The organism is Marinobacter sp. 1_MG-2023 (genome assembly GCF_030549045.1).
Lineage (GTDB): Bacteria > Pseudomonadota > Gammaproteobacteria > Pseudomonadales > Oleiphilaceae > Marinobacter.
The window spans coordinates 855447-872496 of record NZ_JAUOST010000001.1 but is presented as its reverse complement, the minus strand read 5'-3'; the positions used below and the strand labels follow the sequence as shown (position 1 = coordinate 872496).

Below are 17050 nucleotides of genomic sequence, written 5' to 3'. Positions count from 1 at the left end.
CAGACATCCTTGTTGTGCAATCCTGAATCAACCCAGCGTGGAACATAAATCAGTCTGTGGTTCGACGCCTTAGAATTTTTGTAACGGATTACAAGCTCTGCCCAGGCTGGAAAACAGACCTGATCAGGTTTTCCTATTGTTCCTTCAACTCACGATAATTCTCACAGGACTTATCGCGCTCTCGCGCCAACCTAGGATCGCTATTGCCCATAGCAGCAACTGTCGCCGCATTGCACGCCTGCCGCGCTTCATCTAGCGGATCAAGCGTTGGTGCGGAACCTATATTGGCAACCGTTGGTTTGAAAGAGACAGCTGCATTGCAGTACATATTCTGGATTTTCGCCTGTTTCCAATCGTCTGACCCTGAGGCTCTCAATTGCGAACACAGAGCATTGAACAGCCGGGCAGCCTTAGCAGTGCATCTGGAAAACTGACTGAGGTTTTGCTGATGGTTGGCACAAACACTCTCAGAGCGCACCCTCCAAAGCTGATGCTGGTACGAAACCGATACCCCCTCGTATTCAATAACCACGGGGGTAACCTGAAGGTTTCTGGTTTCATTGAAATGATTCGATACCGTCGATTGCACGGTGTTGAGGTAAGCGGAAAACACAAAACTCACCGGGTCCAAAATTCCATACTCCAAAATAAACCATGGTTGAGGGCCGAATAATCAGGCCAGGTATTCGACACCGGTATCAGACACCTTGAGAAATTTGGCGTGTACCAGTTGATTAAGGGCTTTCTGAATAGCCATCTCATTGCCCTGGAGCCGCAGATTAGAAGCGATATGGTTACGAAGGCCAGTGACCTTCTGAGGACGCTTGTCTTTTGGCATTGAAGTCAGATTCTTGATCAGCTTCTGTGTCTCACCAGAGGCCCCAGCAATCTTTACCTGCTTGCACACCCGTCCACTGGACTTGATGTGGGCAATCAGCGGCGAAAAGCCTGAATCATTGCTAATCACCTCAAACGCCACCTTTCGATCGGCCTGGGCATCGAATTTTCCGAGATAGTAGGCAAGATGGAAATCAAGGTTATTTGGCTGAGTGGCCTTCAACTGAACGACCACCATATTGATTGGTTCGTCGTACTTCGTGTCCGTGAAGTCGAGCTTGGGCTGCTTGGCACCAAGGAACACGATGACCCGCTCATACTCTGAGAGATTAACCTTTCCAAGATTTCCTACATTTTCGTAGTCGATGAAAGCCCATTTCATTACTCAACGTCCTATGTCGGTTCAAAAATAAATCTGTCCCGGTTTTCCCACGGTTTCCCCGTAATACCTCCTTGTAGCGCCAACGCCCGGCTCAGCGGCGAGTTAACCTGGCACTTGTTTTGCGGCTCTTTTTTGCAAAACAAGTGCCAGGTTGACGAGTCCGTTGAAGCCGCTTGTTATAAGCTTTCGGCTCCATTCAATCCCCCCAAATATCTTGAAAGCTTGGGCCATCTGATTTCGGAGGATATATTGGCTTATCAATCTGTATGGTCATTGGTATTGGAAAGTCAACACCAACTAATGCTACTTCACCTTGTTTTAAATTAGGCAAGAAGGATGCGGCTGAGCGGTCAATTTCTCCACACGCTCTCTCAACAACTTCTCTATCTCTATCATTTGTCAATCTATGCACCAATAAAGTGCCCATTTGACTTAGTACCCCCTCGGTTATATCTCGCGGCCTTTGAGTGGTTAGGCATATATTCAGGCCATATTTTCGACCTTCTTTCGCTATCATCTCAAAAGCATCAAGTTTTGTAGAGTGATCTTCTGCACCAACTCTTTTACCGAGAAAGTTATGTGCCTCATCCACAATTACTAATACGGGCTTTTTTCTAAAGGCCTCCTTCCTAGCGAATGAAAGCAATTTTCTACCTATAACATTAGCTAATACTTCCCTAGCATAGAATTCATAACTCACGTCACTTAAACATAGTCTGAATACTCTGCTATCCCCCTCAATAAACTGTTTTAGCGATTCCTCAAGATTTGATATTCCATCATTCTTGAAAACAGCCTTAAGCGAAGGTGAATAAATAACGGCCTGTATTCTTGTTAATAGAGATGAGCAATAGCCCAAATCATTGCTTTCTTTTCCCCAGCTATCTCCATTATCCCAGCAACACTCTTGAACAAGTTGTTTAATCAGTTTTGTAACATCAAACTCTTGAGAAGGACTGTCTACAAGTTTTGAATTACCATCCTTATTCATTGCTTGACGATAAAGAGCTTTACTTTGATTTATTTTCTCAACGAAGCCATCAGGAAATAAATCCGGGGAAAGCTTTGCTAGTCTAAGACTTTTAATAGCTTCCTTAAGCTTTGGTCCTTGCACCTTTCCTGAAGGGTCAAAAATAGCTAAAAAGTCGGACTCTAAAAAATCTGTTGGAGGTATGCAAAGTTCTGTAGAAGCTTCGTTTCTATAAAGCGGGGAACTAATATGATAATGCGATGTATATGTGTTACTCAGAGTCCTGTATTCACTAGTCGCATCAATAACTATAATTTTAGAGTTATTATGTTTTGCACATTCTTCAATTATTTTTGCTGTAGTCCAGCTTTTCCCACCACCAGTAGAACCTAGGATAGCGCAATGACGGCCAAAGAGTTTTTCTGGTGTTACACGTATCTTGCTTCCAGTCTCTCCGGTAACCTCACCAATCTCCAATGTAACTCTAGTGCTTCTTGAATCAGTTACACCACTGATCATAAGCTCAGGCAAGGCAGAAATTAGTTCAGCAGGAGCAGAAAATACCCGATCCCCCAGTCTAGGGTAAGAAATGATACCTGCTTGAATTTTTAATTGTTCAATATTTATTGAGCCCAATAATTGTACAAATCCAATAGCATCAAGCTTGGCAGAGCCTTCAAAATCTTGTGACAACTCAGTTCGATCTCTATCAGGGAGTCTCACTTCTGTTAATCGTCCAAGTAAAATCGATTGTTGCCCCTCAATTAAAAGAAGCTCACCTACTTCTCCTCGCCCGTATCTACTTCCATCGACATAACTACCACTTACATCGCCCGAATGAGCTAGATTAATTTTAATTCCTTGGGCAGTTACAGAAGAAACAACACCGACTTTTAGGCGATTGCTTAGAATTCCGTTTTCTGTGAAAAGTAAATTTAAGTCCATTTTATCTTCCAGCAGCTTTAACTGCTTTTGCTAACTGATCAGCAGGAGTTAAAGCTCTCAAGTGTGGAATAATTGACACAAAATCCGAAAAGCTGCCATTAATAAAATGTATGTCATAGCCTTGCGAGGCTAACTCAGATAGCTCTTTCCAGTAAGGGCTGGTTTCTTCAGACGGATTATTGATATTAGAGGCTGCTTTATAGTCGGCAATAATTAATTTTAGGCTCGGGTTTGATTTAATAGACGATATTATGGGTTCAGAAAGATGATCATCATTGAAACCAAATCCTGCCATAATTAAACACGAATTAGGTTGTCTCAAAGACTCTAAAAATCTTGATAGAAGTTCAAGGTGAGGCTGAATGAAAGCTTGTTGGTACTTTCCTTTCGCAGGGTAAATTAATACTGCACTTTCAGGAGATGGTGCACTTGTTTCATATACACTACTTCCTTTTCTTTCCCAACTAACAGAACCATGAAGTTTGTAAAGCTGTATTATTCCTTCCACAAATTCATGGTTATCACTTTCCCTTCTAACAACATCATAGTTAAAATATTTTCCATCAAATTTTCGATTTCGAGTGTAAGAAAAGCCGTCAACTATCATCATCCCTAAATCTGACGCGGCAGTTTCAAAACACATATCATAGTTTGTAGTAAACACCTTTAGTCTCGGGTCACGTACTCTTCTTCTTGCTAACTTTTGCAAAAGGCTTTGGTAGCAAGATATATCACTTTGTTCTGTATCTATAAATGATGAACATTCATGTAATATGGTTTTTTTAACTTGATTCAAGAAGCTATCAACTTCTTCATCCTCATTAAATAAAAGATAGGCATCACATTGTGACAAGAAATGTTCAATATTAGGGTTCTCTAACTCTGTATATTTTACTTTATCTAATGTCGCTGACGCCTCCGTTGCGAGCTTACCAAAATCATCATCTGCTTTATCTGCATTTGGAGATTTCAACATTGATTTTTGCCATAGATCCCACATGCTAGGCCCATTGACTTCAGCAAGAGAAGTTCCACTTCCTGCAAAAAATGATAAATTAGGTAATTGCAGTGACTTTAATAAAACATCGTTTATATGTTGCTTATTTTGCTCTACCTTGCTTTTTTCCTCTTCATTTAAAGCCCTTGCTTTTGGCTCTGGGATAAGGGCTAAAAATGACTCCTCACATAGTGAGTCCCACTTATCACTTCGTGGCTTTAGATAAGCAAGCTTTCCGTCAATATTTGGTACTTCCTGATTGTTCATAATATATCCATAATAATTAAACGGATTTAGTTAGTTTCAAGAGCGTATAACAGTAATTAGATAGAGCGCTTCGTTATTGCACAAAAGTGACTTCCACTATCCGCGCCCACCATCAAATCTTTTTTAATATTTTTACATTAAAAATTAGCAACTTGCAAAGACTGCCCCGCTATCCCCGATGTAATCGCGTGACCTCTGCATTATTGCAATAACGAAGCGCGTGCGATGATCTCGGTGCAATGCATTCTACACAGACTCCTAAATACCAAGGCGCACGAAAGTAACCTTCGATCAAAAGATCTGCACAAGGCGCTAGGAAATACCAGCGGTCTAAGGGGAAAGAGAGATTCAAAAAAGGCAGAAATCCATCTGTCGTCCTTAACAGCGGCAAAAGTCCGTTTCTTATGGCTACACACTAACCTACTGTTAAGCAAGCTGACTACCCTTCCGTTGCAAAATGGTGTCAACCCAACACGAAAAAGCCGCCCGGTTTCCCGGGCGGCTTTTCTTGATGCTTTGGTTAGCTGGTCGGTATCAGGCAGCTGCCAGATACGCTCCCGCAACCGCCAGCACGCCACCAACACCACGGCTGAAGCGGCTGTCTGCTTTCAGCATCAGGCTGCCCAGTCCACGCCCAACGAGGGTGATGGCTAGGGTTGCGATGGAGAAGCCAGCCAGGTAGGCGGCGAGTGTTGCGCCTGCTGGCATTTCTGCGCCATGGGCAAAGCCGTGGAACAGCATGAAGGCGCCAACCAGGGTGCCACCCACAGCGGTGGGCAGTTTCGCCAGAGTAGCAATGAGGATGCCGGCAACCAGTACAGAGAAGGTGATACCGGTTTCAACGCCGGGCAGGCTCAGGCCGCCCCAGGCCAGGGCGGCGCCTAAGACCATGCCACCGATCACAAAGGCTGGGGTGGCGTTTTTCATAGTGTTTGACTGGCGCACGCTCCAGAAGCCGATGGCGCCCATGGCCAACAGGTGGTCAAGGCCCAGCATGGGGTGCAACAGGCCACTGGTGAAGCCACCTTCAGCATGGCCGGGGTGGGCCATTGCAGAGGCGGAGGCGGCCAGCAGCGCGGCGGCGGTAAGGAGTTTGGCTGTATGTTTCATGGTATTTCTCCTGGTGGTTCTGGATTCGTTCGGATTCGGTTGGCTCAGGCGGTTTCGGCAAGTTTTTCCGTGCGTCTTTCCGGCAGCATTCCGCGCTCAAGAATGAAGCTGATGATGGTTTCCAGCCCTACTCCGTCGTACAGGTTGGTGAACACGAAGGGGCGTTCGCCGCGCATTTTCTTGCTGTCCCGCTCCATCACGTCGAGGGAGGCGTGTACCTGTTCGGCAATGTCGATCTTGTTGATGATCAGCAGGTCGGATTTGGTGATGCCGGGGCCGCCTTTGCGGGGAATTTTGTCGCCGGCGGATACGTCGATCACGTACAGGGTGAGATCGCTCAGTTCCGGGCTGAAGGTAGCCGAAAGGTTGTCACCACCGGATTCCACCAGTACCAGTTCAAGGTTCGGGTGGCGGCTTTGCAGGTCGTCTATGGCTGCCAGGTTCATGGAGGCATCTTCGCGGATGGCGGTGTGCGGGCAGCCGCCGGTTTCCACGCCGAGGATGCGGTCGGCTGGCAGGGCGTCGTGCTTCAGCAGGAAGTCGGCATCTTCACGGGTGTAGATATCGTTGGTTACTACGGCTATGTCGTAGTGGTCTTTCAGGGCCTTGCACAACTGGCGCAAGAGGGCGGTTTTTCCGGAACCGACCGGGCCGCCGACTCCAACTCTCAAACAATGTTTCATAGCTTTATCCTCTTATCTTCAGGCTCCGTGTCTGCTGCGACCAATAAGTCCTTCCGGGACACGCTGTAAATACATCCCTGTACGCTTGACTGCAGCATCCATGCTGCAGACAGTCCCGGAAGGACTTACTGACCGCCGCTCCAGACCTCGGAGTAAATGTCTTTATGTTTCAGCTTCTGAAAAGCCGTGAATACTGGGTTTCGTGTAAGGCGCTGCCTAAGGCCAGGCCGGGCAGAATGGGGCCAAGCTCCTCGTCACTCCGCTGCAGGGCAATCTCGACAGCGGTTACCAATAAGGGGCGCATGTGTTCGGTTACTCGCTGGGCTGCGGTGTGGCCAAGGGGCAGTGCTTTGCAGGCAACTGCCAGCTGGTTTTCCAGCCAGGCCCAGGCGAAGCCGATCAAGGTCTGGCGCTCGGGTACCTTCCGGTAATGGGCCACCCAGGCGAACATGGTGATGTAACCGGGTTCGTCTGGAATCAGCTTTGCATCCGGCAACAGGCCAAGGTTGCGCAGCAGGGTGGCCAGCGCCGCGCCAAGGCGGGTGTCTTCGTCACTCAGTTCTGCGGTTTCCCGGGTGGCGTGCAACCAGTCGTTCCACTGTGCAATGGCACCAGCATCTCCGACAGCCCAGGCTGTTTGCAGGCGCACCAGCAAAGGCAATTCGCAGCGGCTCAGACCATCTTCAAGCACGCCTTCCAGCCATTGCTGCAAGTCTGCTTCGTTTTCTACCCAGCCCAGCTCAAAGGCACTTTCCAGCCCCTGGGACCAGGCAAAGGCACCTATGGGCAGCGCGGGGCTGACCAGTTGCATCAGGCCCAGCAAAGCCAGGTCGCTCGATGCGGCGGCCGGGCTGTTAGTGGGAGTGAGCATGTTGATGGCCGTGGCTATGGCTGTGGCCGCTATCGGCATTTCCAGCTTGTGCATAAGCGCCAGGTTCGGGATCAAAGGTTGCCGTGTGGCGAACCAGTTCTGCGCCCAGGTGCTCGGCCAGCTCTTCCAGAACATGATCAGGCGGGAAACGCACCCAGCCACCTCTTTCGCTCTGGCCAATAGCCAGCGAGACATGGCGGTTGCCAAGGTGGTAGCACAACCTTGCCAGCGGCAGGCCGGCCTGTATGTAAGCGGTTACTACCGGCTCTTCCGCGGCGCGAATCCGGATGATTTCGCCGGTTCTGGCTTGCAGCAAGTCGCCGTCACGCAATACGGGGCCACGGTCCAGAAACAGGCCAACGTCCTGGCTGGTTTCTGTGGTGGAGCGCAGCCGGCCCCGCATGCGCAGGTCGTAGGGCAAGGTCAGATTGTCGAAAATTTCAGTGCTTTCCACATGGGAAACGCGTTTTATAAGTTCCAGCATAAGGTTCTCCGGCCTCTGGCTCAGAATAGGTGGTAACGCTGGGCCAACGGCAACTCAGAAGCCGGTTCGCAGGTCAGCAGTTCACCGTCTGCATGCACTTCGTAGGTTTGCGGATCTACGGTCAGGTGCGGGCAGGCGTCGTTCAATTTCATATCGCTCTTGCGGACTTGCCGCACGTTGGTACAGGCGGAGAGCATGCTATCCAAGCCCAGCTCCTTGCCAATACCGGCTTCCAGGGCTGCCTTGCTGACAAAGGTCAGGCGGGTGGCACTGGCGGCTTTACCAAAGGCACCAAACATGGGGCGGTAGTGCACCGGCTGCGGCGTGGGAATCGATGCATTGGGATCGCCCATGGGCGCAGCGGCAATCATGCCGCCTTTGATGATGCAGGCGGGTTTCACACCAAAGAATGCCGGGCTCCAGAGCACCAGATCCGCCAGCTTGCCCACTTCTACCGAGCCCACATCGTGTGCAATGCCATGGGTAATGGCGGAGTTGATGGTGTACTTGGCGATGTAGCGTTTGGCGCGGAAGTTGTCGGCACCCAGTTCTTCATCTTCCGGCAGCAGACCGCGCTGGGTTTTCATTTTGTGGGCCGTTTGCCAGGTGCGGCAGATAACCTCCCCTACCCGGCCCATGGCCTGTGAGTCGGAGGAGATCATGGAGATCACACCCATGTCGTGAAGAATGTCTTCCGCCGCAATGGTTTCCCGGCGTATGCGGGAGTCAGCAAACGCGACATCTTCCGGAATGTTGGGGTCCAGATGGTGGCAGACCATCAACATGTCCAGGTGCTCGTCGATGGTGTTCACCGTGTACGGGCGCGTGGGGTTAGTGGAAGACGGCAACACATAGGGTTTGGAGCAGGCGGTGATGATATCCGGCGCGTGGCCGCCACCAGCACCTTCGGTATGGAAGGTGTGAATGCAACGCTCTTTGAACGCCGCCAGGGTATCTTCCACAAAGCCGGATTCGTTCAATGTGTCGGTGTGGATGGCAACCTGTACGTCGTATTGATCTGCAACGGTCAGGCAGTTGTCGATGCTGGCCGGGGTGGTGCCCCAGTCTTCGTGCAACTTGAGGCCGATAGCGCCCGCTTTGATCTGCAGTTCCAGTGCTTCTGGCAGGCTGGCGTTGCCTTTGCCCAGAAAGCCGATGTTCATGGGCAGGCTGTCCACGGCCTGCAGCATTTTACCCATGTGCCAGGCACCGGGTGTACAGGTAGTCGCGTTGGTTCCGGTTGCCGGGCCGGTGCCGCCGCCCAGCATGGTGGTCACGCCGCTCATCAGCGCTTCTTCTACCTGTTGCGGGCAGATAAAGTGAATATGCGGGTCGATGCCACCTGCGGTGAGGATCTTACCCTCGCCGGCGATGATTTCAGTGCCGGGGCCGATCACTATATCGACGTCTGGCTGGGTGTCCGGGTTGCCGGATTTGCCAATGGCGGCAATGCGGCCTTTCTGGATACCCACATCCGCTTTTACAATGCCCCACCAGTCGAGAATCAGGGCGTTGGTAATCACCGTGTCCATCACGGTATCGTCGGCACGCTGGCTCTGGCCCATGCCATCGCGGATAACTTTACCGCCGCCGAATTTTACTTCGTCGCCGTAATGGGTGTGATCTTTCTCGACCTCAATCCACAGTTCAGTGTCGCCCAGTCTTACGCGGTCGCCAACGGTGGGGCCGTACATGTCGGCGTATGCCTGCCTAGTAATCTTCATTTCTGCGCCTCCAGTTTGCCCATCACATCGCCCCGAAACCCATAGATTTCGCGTCCGCCAGCAAAGGGGATCAGAGTGACCTGACGCGATTGCCCCGGCTCGAAACGAATGGCCGTGCCCGCAGCTACGTCCAGGCGGTAGCCTTTTGCTTTATCACGATCAAAAATCAGAGCCGGATTCGCTTCGGCGAAATGGTAGTGGGAGCCGAGCTGAACCGGCCGATCGCCGGTATTGGCAACGTCCAGCGTGATGCGCGGGCGACCTGCGCAAAGTTCGATATCGCCGTCTTTGAGTTGGTACTCTCCGGGAATCATAAATAGCCTCCTTTAAAAGCCGATGAGAAGCGTTGGCGAGGCAGCCGATACAAGCGGAACGCCGCCCGGACAAAAGAAGGCGAAAAAGCGCAATTTATGCAGGTATAAATGAGCATTTTGAGCCTTCTTTTAACGCCGTAGCGGCAACGCAGGTAGCTTCTCATTGGCCTTTTAAACAATGGGGTTGTGAACGGTGACGAGCTTGGTGCCGTCCGGAAAGGTGGCTTCCACCTGCACTTCCGGAATCATTTCGGCTATTCCATCCATCACGTCGTCCCGCGTGAGAATTTCTGCGCCGCTGCTCATCAGTTCTGCAACGGAGTGGCCGGCTCTGGCGCCTTCCATGATTTCCGCGCTGATCAGGGCGATGGCCTCCGGGTAGTTCAGTTTCAGGCCCCGGGCCTTGCGGCGTTCGGCCAGCAGTGCGGCGGTGAACAGCAATAGTTTGTCTTTGTCTCTGGGCGTTAATTCCATGGTGTCTAACTCCGGTTATCGCGACGCAATTCGAATGGTGTTCAGGTCAGCCAGATGCGGGGAACGCTGGCTGGCTGGCCGGTGAGTTCTGGCCTGAGCAGTTCCCAGGCTTGCTGGCAAAGGGCCCAGGCTTCGTTTCTTTCCTGCCCCAGATAGCGCAACAGCAACACGCCACGGCGACGGGTAACGGCCCAGCGTTGATTAGCGGGCAGGTTTGCCCGGAGCGCTTCGATAGCAGCGGCTTCGTCTTCCAGCCCGACAACCCAGAGGGTGGCTTGCACGGTCGCACCACCCTGCCCCCAATGGCCTTTAAATCGGCTGTGGGTAGGGTCCATAGGCTGGCGTTCGAGCCACAGAGGGCGGCCGTTCATGTGCAGGCGAAAACTCTGTTCCAGATGACCGGACACAAACGGTAAATCACTGGCCGGGCGCCCCAGGGCAAGGATTTCCCAGCCGATGCATTTGGCGCCGGTTTCGAGTTCGATGGTGGTGCTTTGCTTGCCCCGGGAGCCGTCAAAGGCAATGGTTTCTTGTGGCAGGTATTCAAGAATGCCGTTTCTGGCCACCTGCAGGCGGGTGTGCTGCCCCCAGGCGACGCCGTGGCTGTCGGCTTTGTAAAGCTTGGCGGCGGCCGGAGTGGTTAGCAACACATGAGCTCGCTCACCGACCGAGGCTTCAATACGGAGCTCATCACCGCTCACCAACCCGCCGGGCGGGTGCAATAAATACACATGGCAGCAGCCGGTGCGCCCTTCCGGGTAGAAAGGCCGCTGCACCCTTAACGGGCCATGGTGTTTACGGCGAACCAGACGGGTAACAGGCTCACCTTTTTCTTTATCTCTCGCTTCAAAACCAAGAGACAAACCGGCGGCCCAACGCCGCTCCAGATCAAACCGGTGGCCCGACGCAGACTCGTGCTGAAGGAATGGTTCTAGTCGTTGGAAAGCTGTCATACCACGGGATGCTTTTGAAAGTGAGTTGCGCCGTTCATCATGAACCTTTCCCACATTGCATCAGCCGTTCCAGACCGGTAAAACCCTCATTAATTTCAGCTAGTTACATTAAAAACAAACATAGCATGGTGCTCTATTCCGGGTTCAAGAACCCCAAATCAGTGCGAGCAAAACCGGCGTGCGCCATTCTGGTGCGTTCACCCTGCCAGGTTGAGTGGGCTCTAGATCAGCACAACCTCGTCGCCAACACTTATCAGGCCCGAGTTTCTGACGTTTCCGTAGATCCCCAGATTCTGATCCGCGTGCCGAACAATGCTACGCAGCAAACCGGTATCTGCACCAAAGTCGCTCTGCTGCCGGGTAACCGCCCCGCAACGTGGTGCAGGCCCGTCGCATTCGATGCGTAGCTCGCCAATTTGTAGGGTTTTACCAATCCAGTCCTGTTCAGCCAGGCCCTCGATTCCCGGCAAGGTTTCAATCATCAGATTGGGGCGAAAGCGCTCCAGGTGCCAGTCGGCCTCCGGGTTCTGCTGCTTCATGTAATCCAGGCTGGCTGTGGTCAGGATATGAAACTGCGACACCAGAAAGAACGTGCCCCGAACAGACACGAACTCCTGCATGGACTTTGGCAGGTTGTCGAGATCGGGCAGTGGTTCACCTTCTTCTCGTGCGAAGGTAGCTTTCAGCTCGTCAAGCCAGGTGTGGTCATCGGTTTTGTATCGGCGATAGAAGTCGTCACCTGCATCTGCGCGCAGTGGCTGCAGAACGCTTTCATGGCCAATAAGGGCAGACACCTGGGCATTGACCTGCGGGTGATCGCTGCGAAGGGTTTGGCCGCCAGGAAAGGTGATTTCGATATGCTCGCTGTCAAGCTCACCCCGGGTGCGGGCACGGCATTGAAGGAGTTGCGGGCGGAACTTGCAGCTCTGGATCTCCTGGCGTTTTACGTCCTGCACAGCCCATGTGCGATCACCCGCCAAACCCTGCGAATCAAGAGCACAGGCTCCCAGACTTTCACCGGCCATGCCCTTTACGGGGTAACGCCAAATCGACTCGATCGTACCAATTTTCATTGCAGTTACCTCTGAAAATACCGTTTAAAGGTATTGCCGAGGTGTACAGGCGTCTATACGTCGGAGAACGTAGAAGCGCCCAAGGGGTTGCCAACCATCAACTTGCCTTACTTGATGCAGTTCTGGCGCTGTTGATGATGGCGTCTAACTCTAAACCGTCGCGAGGATACTCAGCAGCGCCCACTCTGCAAGAAACAAGCACATCCCGACCGTCCTCCAGCTGGATCGCCGACTTCAGGGCATCGGTTATAAGGTGGGCGACTTCACTCGCGTCTGCAGCGCTCTGCCCGGGAAGCAGAACAATGAATTCGTCGCCACCCCAGCGGGATACTGTATCGGCCTGGCCGATACAGGCGCCGACCCTTCGAGCCACCTGGCGGAGCACGTCATCGCCACCGGAGAACCCCAGCTTTTCGTTGACCTGTTTAAAGCCGTTGATGTTCACATACAAAACGATGACGGTACCCTGCCACCTGTCTGCCTGTATCATGGCCTGCCGTAATCTGTCGGTCAGTAACAGGCGGTTTGGCAGATCTGTGACACTGTCAAAATGCGTCAGGTACTCCAACTCCTGGCTTTTTTCCAGATTGGCGATTGCGAATGAGATATCGCCAGCGACTTCCCGCAAAAGTTCCATTTCAGCCTGGTCGAACGAAAACGGCTCACACCGATAGAGGACCAAAGCAGCGTCCAACGGCTGTCCCTGCGTGGTTAGCGGAAAACTGGCCAACGCCTGTATGCCCTGACCAACCAACCCCGCCAGGTCCACGTTGCCTTCCTGCTGCGCCAGATTGTTTCGCGTAACTACCTGATGTGTCTGCAGACACTCATAAATGGCATCGGTTTCGAAACCAGAGAGTGACCGGGCCTGCAGCTGCGTATTTTCGGCGTGTGCGTGCCGGATATTGAGCAGGCCCGAATGCTTGTCGTGCTCTACAACGATTGCAGCAGGCAACTCACCTTTCTCTACCGCAATCCATGTAGCGCCCTCATAGAGCGCATCCAGGGTCTGAGCGCGTAAGATCAGCGTGTTGATGCCACTCAGAACCTTATGAATCCGATTCAGGCGAAGTACTTTCAGCTCGGCTTCTACGCGCGCCGTGATATCCAGAATCGCCACGATAATAGAGTGGCCATCAGCCGTCTGTACCGGGTTCAGAGCAATCTCGGCCCGAAACTCGCTACCGTCCTGGCGCAAAGCAAACAGATCTCGCCCGCTGCCCAAAATTCTTCGTTCTCCCCCTTCCAGATACTCACGCTGGAAGGTTAAAGGCTCACTGCGGAACCGCTCGGGTAGAAGGCGTTCTACCTGCCGGTTAACCAAATGGCCTTGCGGGCAGCGAAATAATGAGTGTGCGAGTTGGTTGGCTATCTGGATAGTACCCCTTCGATCAACCATAAGCGTGGCCACTGGAGAGGAGTCCACGGTGGAGCGAAAACGTTCCTCCTCCCGGTTGAGGGCACCCGCACCGAGCCAGCCGACACAGGTCAGCACCAGGATGCTGGAGAGACTGCTCAATGCAAAGCCGAACGCCTCGGTGTAATAGCCAGCCACAACGCCTTCCATACTCAGCCAGCCTATAAGCACCGGAGTAACAACGAAATAAGGCAGAAGGCGCCTTAAGGAGCGGCCACCAATATACGCACTCGCTGCGGAACTCATCACCCCGGCGTGAGGCCTTACCATGAGCATGCCAGCGCCGCAGACAACGAACAAAGCAGCGGTGTGCAGGGCCATGGTGGAAAACAAAGGCAGCCTGAAGCGTTGCACACCGAAAATATATCCGATGAGTGCCGCACCGCTGATCACGATTACCGCCAGGGCAAGGAGTTGCAGTACGACGATGGAGTGGCGTAACGGCATAGCATTGATCAGCCACGCGACGCCCATCAGGCTGAAACAAAGGGCCGTGCCGGCCGACATACGCCCCGGCCAGTCCTCTGGAGGCGTATCCAAATCCTGAATCACAAGATTATCGATGCCCAGCTGCCAACCCAGCCCGTACTGGAGCAGCGTGAGGCCTGATATCACGAGAAGAAAAACCCCCAGGCAGGCAACGATCGAGTCCCGTGCAGAAGTCTCGCCACTCTGTGATTGACGATGAAAAAGAAGGCCGCAGATGAGGAAGCAAAATGCTGTATTGAACTTCATTGACTGGAAAGAGGGGCGAAGGCGTTTTCCCACCTCAATATCCAAACCCCACGACAGCATAACCAGCGAACTGATTACGATGACCGCCCAGCCAATATGACAGATGGTGCGGCTGTATGCGCCTTGCGAGCCTAGCGCTGGAATGTTATTCGGATAGCTTACCCCTGGCATGCCACTCGCCTCTTCCCTGGGTTAGCACGGAGTCTCTGCGCCAATTCGCCGGCCAATTCTCCGCCTGCCAACCCAGCATACACCTGAAGAATACAAGGTTGAAAGCTGAGCAGAAAACAAAGCACTCAAATAAAGCACTGCGCTCTTGAGTGCACCACTGTGGCACCAGCCGGGGCGATGTTTTACTCAAACAGGCAGTTTTTTCAAGGCTGGCCCAGCTCCTTGTTTTTCCGACACTATTAATAGAATCCGCACGCCGGGCAAAAGCCTTCTGGTCCCCACCCGGTACAAATCCTGCAAGCACCGTAAGGAAACATGCAGACAGGAGTGCACCATCATGTTACTTGCCACCGATCTTGACGGAACCTTTCTTGCGGGTGATCCGGAGAATCGCCTCAGGCTGTACCAACTGATCGCCGCCCACCCGGAAATCCAACTGGTGTTCGTAACCGGTCGAGGATTGGAGTCGGTATTGCCACTACTATCTGACCCGACCATCCCCCAGCCCGATTACATCATCTGCGACGTGGGCTGCACCGTTGTCCATGGGGATTCCCAGCAGGCCATACAGCCCTTGCAGGGCGAAATCGACGATATCTGGCCCGGCGAACAGATCATCGAGGCGGCGCTGACGTCGTTCGAAGGCCTGCAGCGCCAGGAAGTGCCTCAGGAACGCCGCGTTTCCTACTTCTGCCACAGCACTGCAGTGGGTGAGGAACTGAAAGCCAAAGCGGAAGCCTTGTCCTGCGACGTGCTCTTCTCCGCTGGCAAGTATCTGGACATTCTGCCCCGGGGTGTTAACAAGGGCAGTACTCTTACCCGTCTGATTGAGCACCTGGGCGCCGACCCGGAAACAGTTCTGGTGGCAGGCGACACCCTGAACGATCTGTCGATGTATCAGCAAAGCTTTAAAGGGGTTTGCGTTGGCGCCTCGGAGGCCAGTCTGCTGGAGGAAACCGAACAGCAGGCACGGGTGTATCACGCAGACGCGACCGGCTGTGGCGGTATTCTCGAAGCCTTTGAACACTTCGGGTTTCTGGGCCACGCCGGTATAGATGCTGAAATTCCGGATACCATGCGATCGGGTAAATCGGACCTGGTTATCGTGTACCACCGCCTGCCCTATGAAGAAGTGGTAGAGAACGGCCAACTGATCCGACGCCGGCCCCGTTCGCCCAACGGCATCATTCCCACTCTGCTGAGCTTCTTTGCCGATGGCAAAGCCGGATCCTGGGTGGCCTGGTCGATTGATGACCCGGAACTGGGGCCCTTCCAGACCCACACCGAAGTGGACACCAGCCGCTATGAAAAACTCGTAGCCGCACGGGTTGGGTTAACCGCCGAAGAAGTCGATATCTTCTACAAGCGCTTCTCCAAAGAAGCCTTCTGGCCCACCCTGCACACCTTCTGGGAACGCGCCACCTTCCGGGATGATCACTGGCAGGTGTTCCTCAAGGTCAACAAACTCTTCGCTGAACGCACGGCGGCGGAGGCAGCAGACAATGCCGTGGTGTGGATCCACGATTACAATTTGTGGATGGTGCCGGCCTTTCTGCGAGAGCTGCGCCCGGATCTGACCATCGCTTTTTTCCATCACACCTATTTCCCCTCTGCCGATGTGTTCAACGTTTTACCCTGGCGCCGGGAAATTATCAGTAGCCTGCTGCAGTGCGATCACATCGGGTTCCATATTCCCCGCCAAGCCGAGAATTTCGTGGATGTGGCCCGCGGCGTTACACCTCTGGAAGTCACCAAAAAAGCCGGCTGCGCACCTCGATTCCTGACTTACGGCTGCGCCGTGGGCCTGGACGAGATGAGCACCGAAATTACCGTGAACGAACGCAAGATAGGCCTTGGTGCACACCCGGTGGGGCTGGATCTGAGCCGTGTTCGCAACGCCCTTGCAGATACCGATGTCATTGCCCGTATGGAGACTCTCAGAGAAGAACTCGAAGGCATCCGGCTGATCCTTTCTGTGGAACGCCTTGATTTCACCAAGGGCATTCTGGAAAAGCTGCAGGCATACGAGCGCATGCTGACCGAGCATCCGGAACTGGAAACCAAGGTCACTCTGATGATGGTGTGTGTGCCCGCCGCGAAAGGCATGACCATCTACGAAGAACTGCTGGCGCAGATTGAACAGACCGTGGGCCGTATCAATGGCCAGTTTGCTCAGGTGGGCTGGACCCCGGTGCAATTCTTCTTCCGCGCCCTGCCCTTCGAGGAACTGGTTGCTTATTACACCATGGCCGATGTGATGTGGATTACCCCCTTGCGTGATGGCCTTAACCTGGTCGCCAAGGAATACATTGCTACCCAGGGGCTCACCAAGGGCTGCGGGGTGCTGGTGTTGTCCGAGTTTGCCGGAGCAGCGGCTGAACTTCGGGGTGCCATACTGGCCAACCCCCACCACCCACAGGACCTGGCAGACACCTGTTACTACGCATTGGCCATGAGCCCGGATGAAGCCAGAAACCGCTTGAGCGAGGCTTTCGAAATCGTGTGTCGCTACGACATAAGCTACTGGGGCGACGAGTTTATCGAGACAGTGGAACAGCGGCGCCTCAGCAAACTGAAAAAAGTCGTATCGCTGGGCCAGAGCGCGGCCTGATTGGTTTTTATCCGATAATTGATAACGCAGGA

The 17050-nt window shown here is 53.0% G+C and carries 15 protein-coding genes; 1 reads left to right on the top strand and 14 read right to left on the bottom strand.

What is annotated here, in order from left to right; genetic code table 11:
• Positions 1-133 precede the first annotated feature (133 nt).
• The 14 genes from Q4606_RS03990 to Q4606_RS03925 form a co-directional block, all read right to left on the bottom strand.
• A complete protein-coding gene (locus Q4606_RS03990; protein WP_303607008.1) occupies positions 134-622 on the bottom strand; it encodes a hypothetical protein in 489 nt (162 codons plus the stop codon).
• A 51-nt stretch (positions 623-673) separates the two neighbouring features.
• Positions 674-1219, bottom strand: coding sequence for a PIN domain-containing protein (locus Q4606_RS03985; RefSeq protein WP_303606733.1), 546 nt, complete (start codon positions 1217-1219; stop codon positions 674-676).
• Positions 1220-1415: 196 nt separating this feature from the next.
• Positions 1416-3134: an ATP-binding protein gene (locus Q4606_RS03980; protein ID WP_303606732.1), complete on the bottom strand. Its 1719-nt coding sequence runs from the start codon at positions 3132-3134 to the stop codon at positions 1416-1418.
• Between the two features lies 1 nt (position 3135).
• Entirely contained in the window at positions 3136-4398 is a 1263-nt protein-coding gene (locus Q4606_RS03975) for an SIR2 family protein (protein WP_303606731.1), read from the bottom strand.
• Between the two features lie 534 nt (positions 4399-4932).
• Positions 4933-5508: a HupE/UreJ family protein gene (locus Q4606_RS03970; RefSeq protein ID WP_303606730.1), complete on the bottom strand. Its 576-nt coding sequence runs from the start codon at positions 5506-5508 to the stop codon at positions 4933-4935.
• 44 nt (positions 5509-5552) lie between these two features.
• Entirely contained in the window at positions 5553-6191 is a 639-nt protein-coding gene (gene ureG, locus Q4606_RS03965; protein WP_303606729.1) for an urease accessory protein UreG, read from the bottom strand.
• A gap of 169 nt (positions 6192-6360) precedes the next feature.
• Positions 6361-7062: an urease accessory protein UreF gene (locus Q4606_RS03960; protein ID WP_303607007.1), complete on the bottom strand. Its 702-nt coding sequence runs from the start codon at positions 7060-7062 to the stop codon at positions 6361-6363.
• A complete protein-coding gene (gene ureE / locus Q4606_RS03955; protein WP_303606728.1) occupies positions 7046-7546 on the bottom strand; it encodes an urease accessory protein UreE in 501 nt (166 codons plus the stop codon). The genes Q4606_RS03960 and ureE overlap by 17 nt, the downstream gene beginning before the upstream one ends.
• Before the next feature lie 20 nt (positions 7547-7566).
• Positions 7567-9270 carry an urease subunit alpha gene (gene ureC / locus Q4606_RS03950; protein ID WP_303606727.1) on the bottom strand — a complete coding sequence of 568 codons (1704 nt, stop codon included), beginning with the start codon at positions 9268-9270 and terminating at the stop codon, positions 7567-7569.
• Positions 9267-9584 (bottom strand): urease subunit beta, encoded by a 318-nt coding sequence (locus tag Q4606_RS03945; RefSeq protein WP_303606726.1) that lies wholly within the window; start codon positions 9582-9584, stop codon positions 9267-9269. The genes ureC and Q4606_RS03945 overlap by 4 nt, the downstream gene beginning before the upstream one ends.
• A gap of 171 nt (positions 9585-9755) precedes the next feature.
• Positions 9756-10058: an urease subunit gamma gene (gene ureA / locus Q4606_RS03940; RefSeq protein WP_303596487.1), complete on the bottom strand. Its 303-nt coding sequence runs from the start codon at positions 10056-10058 to the stop codon at positions 9756-9758.
• Between the two features lie 41 nt (positions 10059-10099).
• Positions 10100-11011, bottom strand: coding sequence for an urease accessory protein UreD (locus tag Q4606_RS03935; protein WP_303606725.1), 912 nt, complete (start codon positions 11009-11011; stop codon positions 10100-10102).
• A gap of 221 nt (positions 11012-11232) precedes the next feature.
• The gene (locus Q4606_RS03930; RefSeq protein WP_303606724.1) at positions 11233-12084 is read right to left on the bottom strand and encodes an MOSC domain-containing protein; all 852 of its coding nucleotides are present in this window, start codon (positions 12082-12084) and stop codon (positions 11233-11235) included.
• A gap of 97 nt (positions 12085-12181) precedes the next feature.
• The gene (locus tag Q4606_RS03925) at positions 12182-14407 is read right to left on the bottom strand and encodes a diguanylate cyclase (RefSeq protein WP_303606723.1); all 2226 of its coding nucleotides are present in this window, start codon (positions 14405-14407) and stop codon (positions 12182-12184) included.
• 337 nt (positions 14408-14744) lie between these two features.
• Between Q4606_RS03925 and ggpS the strand changes: the two genes are divergently transcribed.
• The gene (gene ggpS / locus Q4606_RS03920) at positions 14745-17018 is read left to right on the top strand and encodes a glucosylglycerol-phosphate synthase (protein WP_303606722.1); all 2274 of its coding nucleotides are present in this window, start codon (positions 14745-14747) and stop codon (positions 17016-17018) included.
• Positions 17019-17050 lie beyond the last annotated feature (32 nt).

Excerpts from the sequence above, each read along its gene's own strand:
- Q4606_RS03985 (WP_303606733.1), bottom strand. The coding sequence starts at position 1,219 with ATGAAATGGGCTTTCATCGACTACGAAAATGTAGGAAATCTTGGAAAG.
- Q4606_RS03980 (WP_303606732.1), bottom strand. The coding sequence starts at position 3,134 with ATGGACTTAAATTTACTTTTCACAGAAAACGGAATTCTAAGCAATCGC.
- Q4606_RS03975 (WP_303606731.1), bottom strand. The coding sequence starts at position 4,398 with ATGAACAATCAGGAAGTACCAAATATTGACGGAAAGCTTGCTTATCTA.
- Q4606_RS03970 (WP_303606730.1), bottom strand. The coding sequence starts at position 5,508 with ATGAAACATACAGCCAAACTCCTTACCGCCGCCGCGCTGCTGGCCGCC.
- ureG (WP_303606729.1), bottom strand. The coding sequence starts at position 6,191 with ATGAAACATTGTTTGAGAGTTGGAGTCGGCGGCCCGGTCGGTTCCGGA.
- Q4606_RS03960 (WP_303607007.1), bottom strand. The coding sequence starts at position 7,062 with ATGCTCACTCCCACTAACAGCCCGGCCGCCGCATCGAGCGACCTGGCT.
- ureE (WP_303606728.1), bottom strand. The coding sequence starts at position 7,546 with ATGCTGGAACTTATAAAACGCGTTTCCCATGTGGAAAGCACTGAAATT.
- ureC (WP_303606727.1), bottom strand. The coding sequence starts at position 9,270 with ATGAAGATTACTAGGCAGGCATACGCCGACATGTACGGCCCCACCGTT.
- Q4606_RS03945 (WP_303606726.1), bottom strand. The coding sequence starts at position 9,584 with ATGATTCCCGGAGAGTACCAACTCAAAGACGGCGATATCGAACTTTGC.
- ureA (WP_303596487.1), bottom strand. The coding sequence starts at position 10,058 with ATGGAATTAACGCCCAGAGACAAAGACAAACTATTGCTGTTCACCGCC.
- Q4606_RS03935 (WP_303606725.1), bottom strand. The coding sequence starts at position 11,011 with ATGACAGCTTTCCAACGACTAGAACCATTCCTTCAGCACGAGTCTGCG.
- Q4606_RS03930 (WP_303606724.1), bottom strand. The coding sequence starts at position 12,084 with ATGAAAATTGGTACGATCGAGTCGATTTGGCGTTACCCCGTAAAGGGC.
- Q4606_RS03925 (WP_303606723.1), bottom strand. The coding sequence starts at position 14,407 with ATGCCAGGGGTAAGCTATCCGAATAACATTCCAGCGCTAGGCTCGCAA.
- ggpS (WP_303606722.1), top strand. The coding sequence starts at position 14,745 with ATGTTACTTGCCACCGATCTTGACGGAACCTTTCTTGCGGGTGATCCG.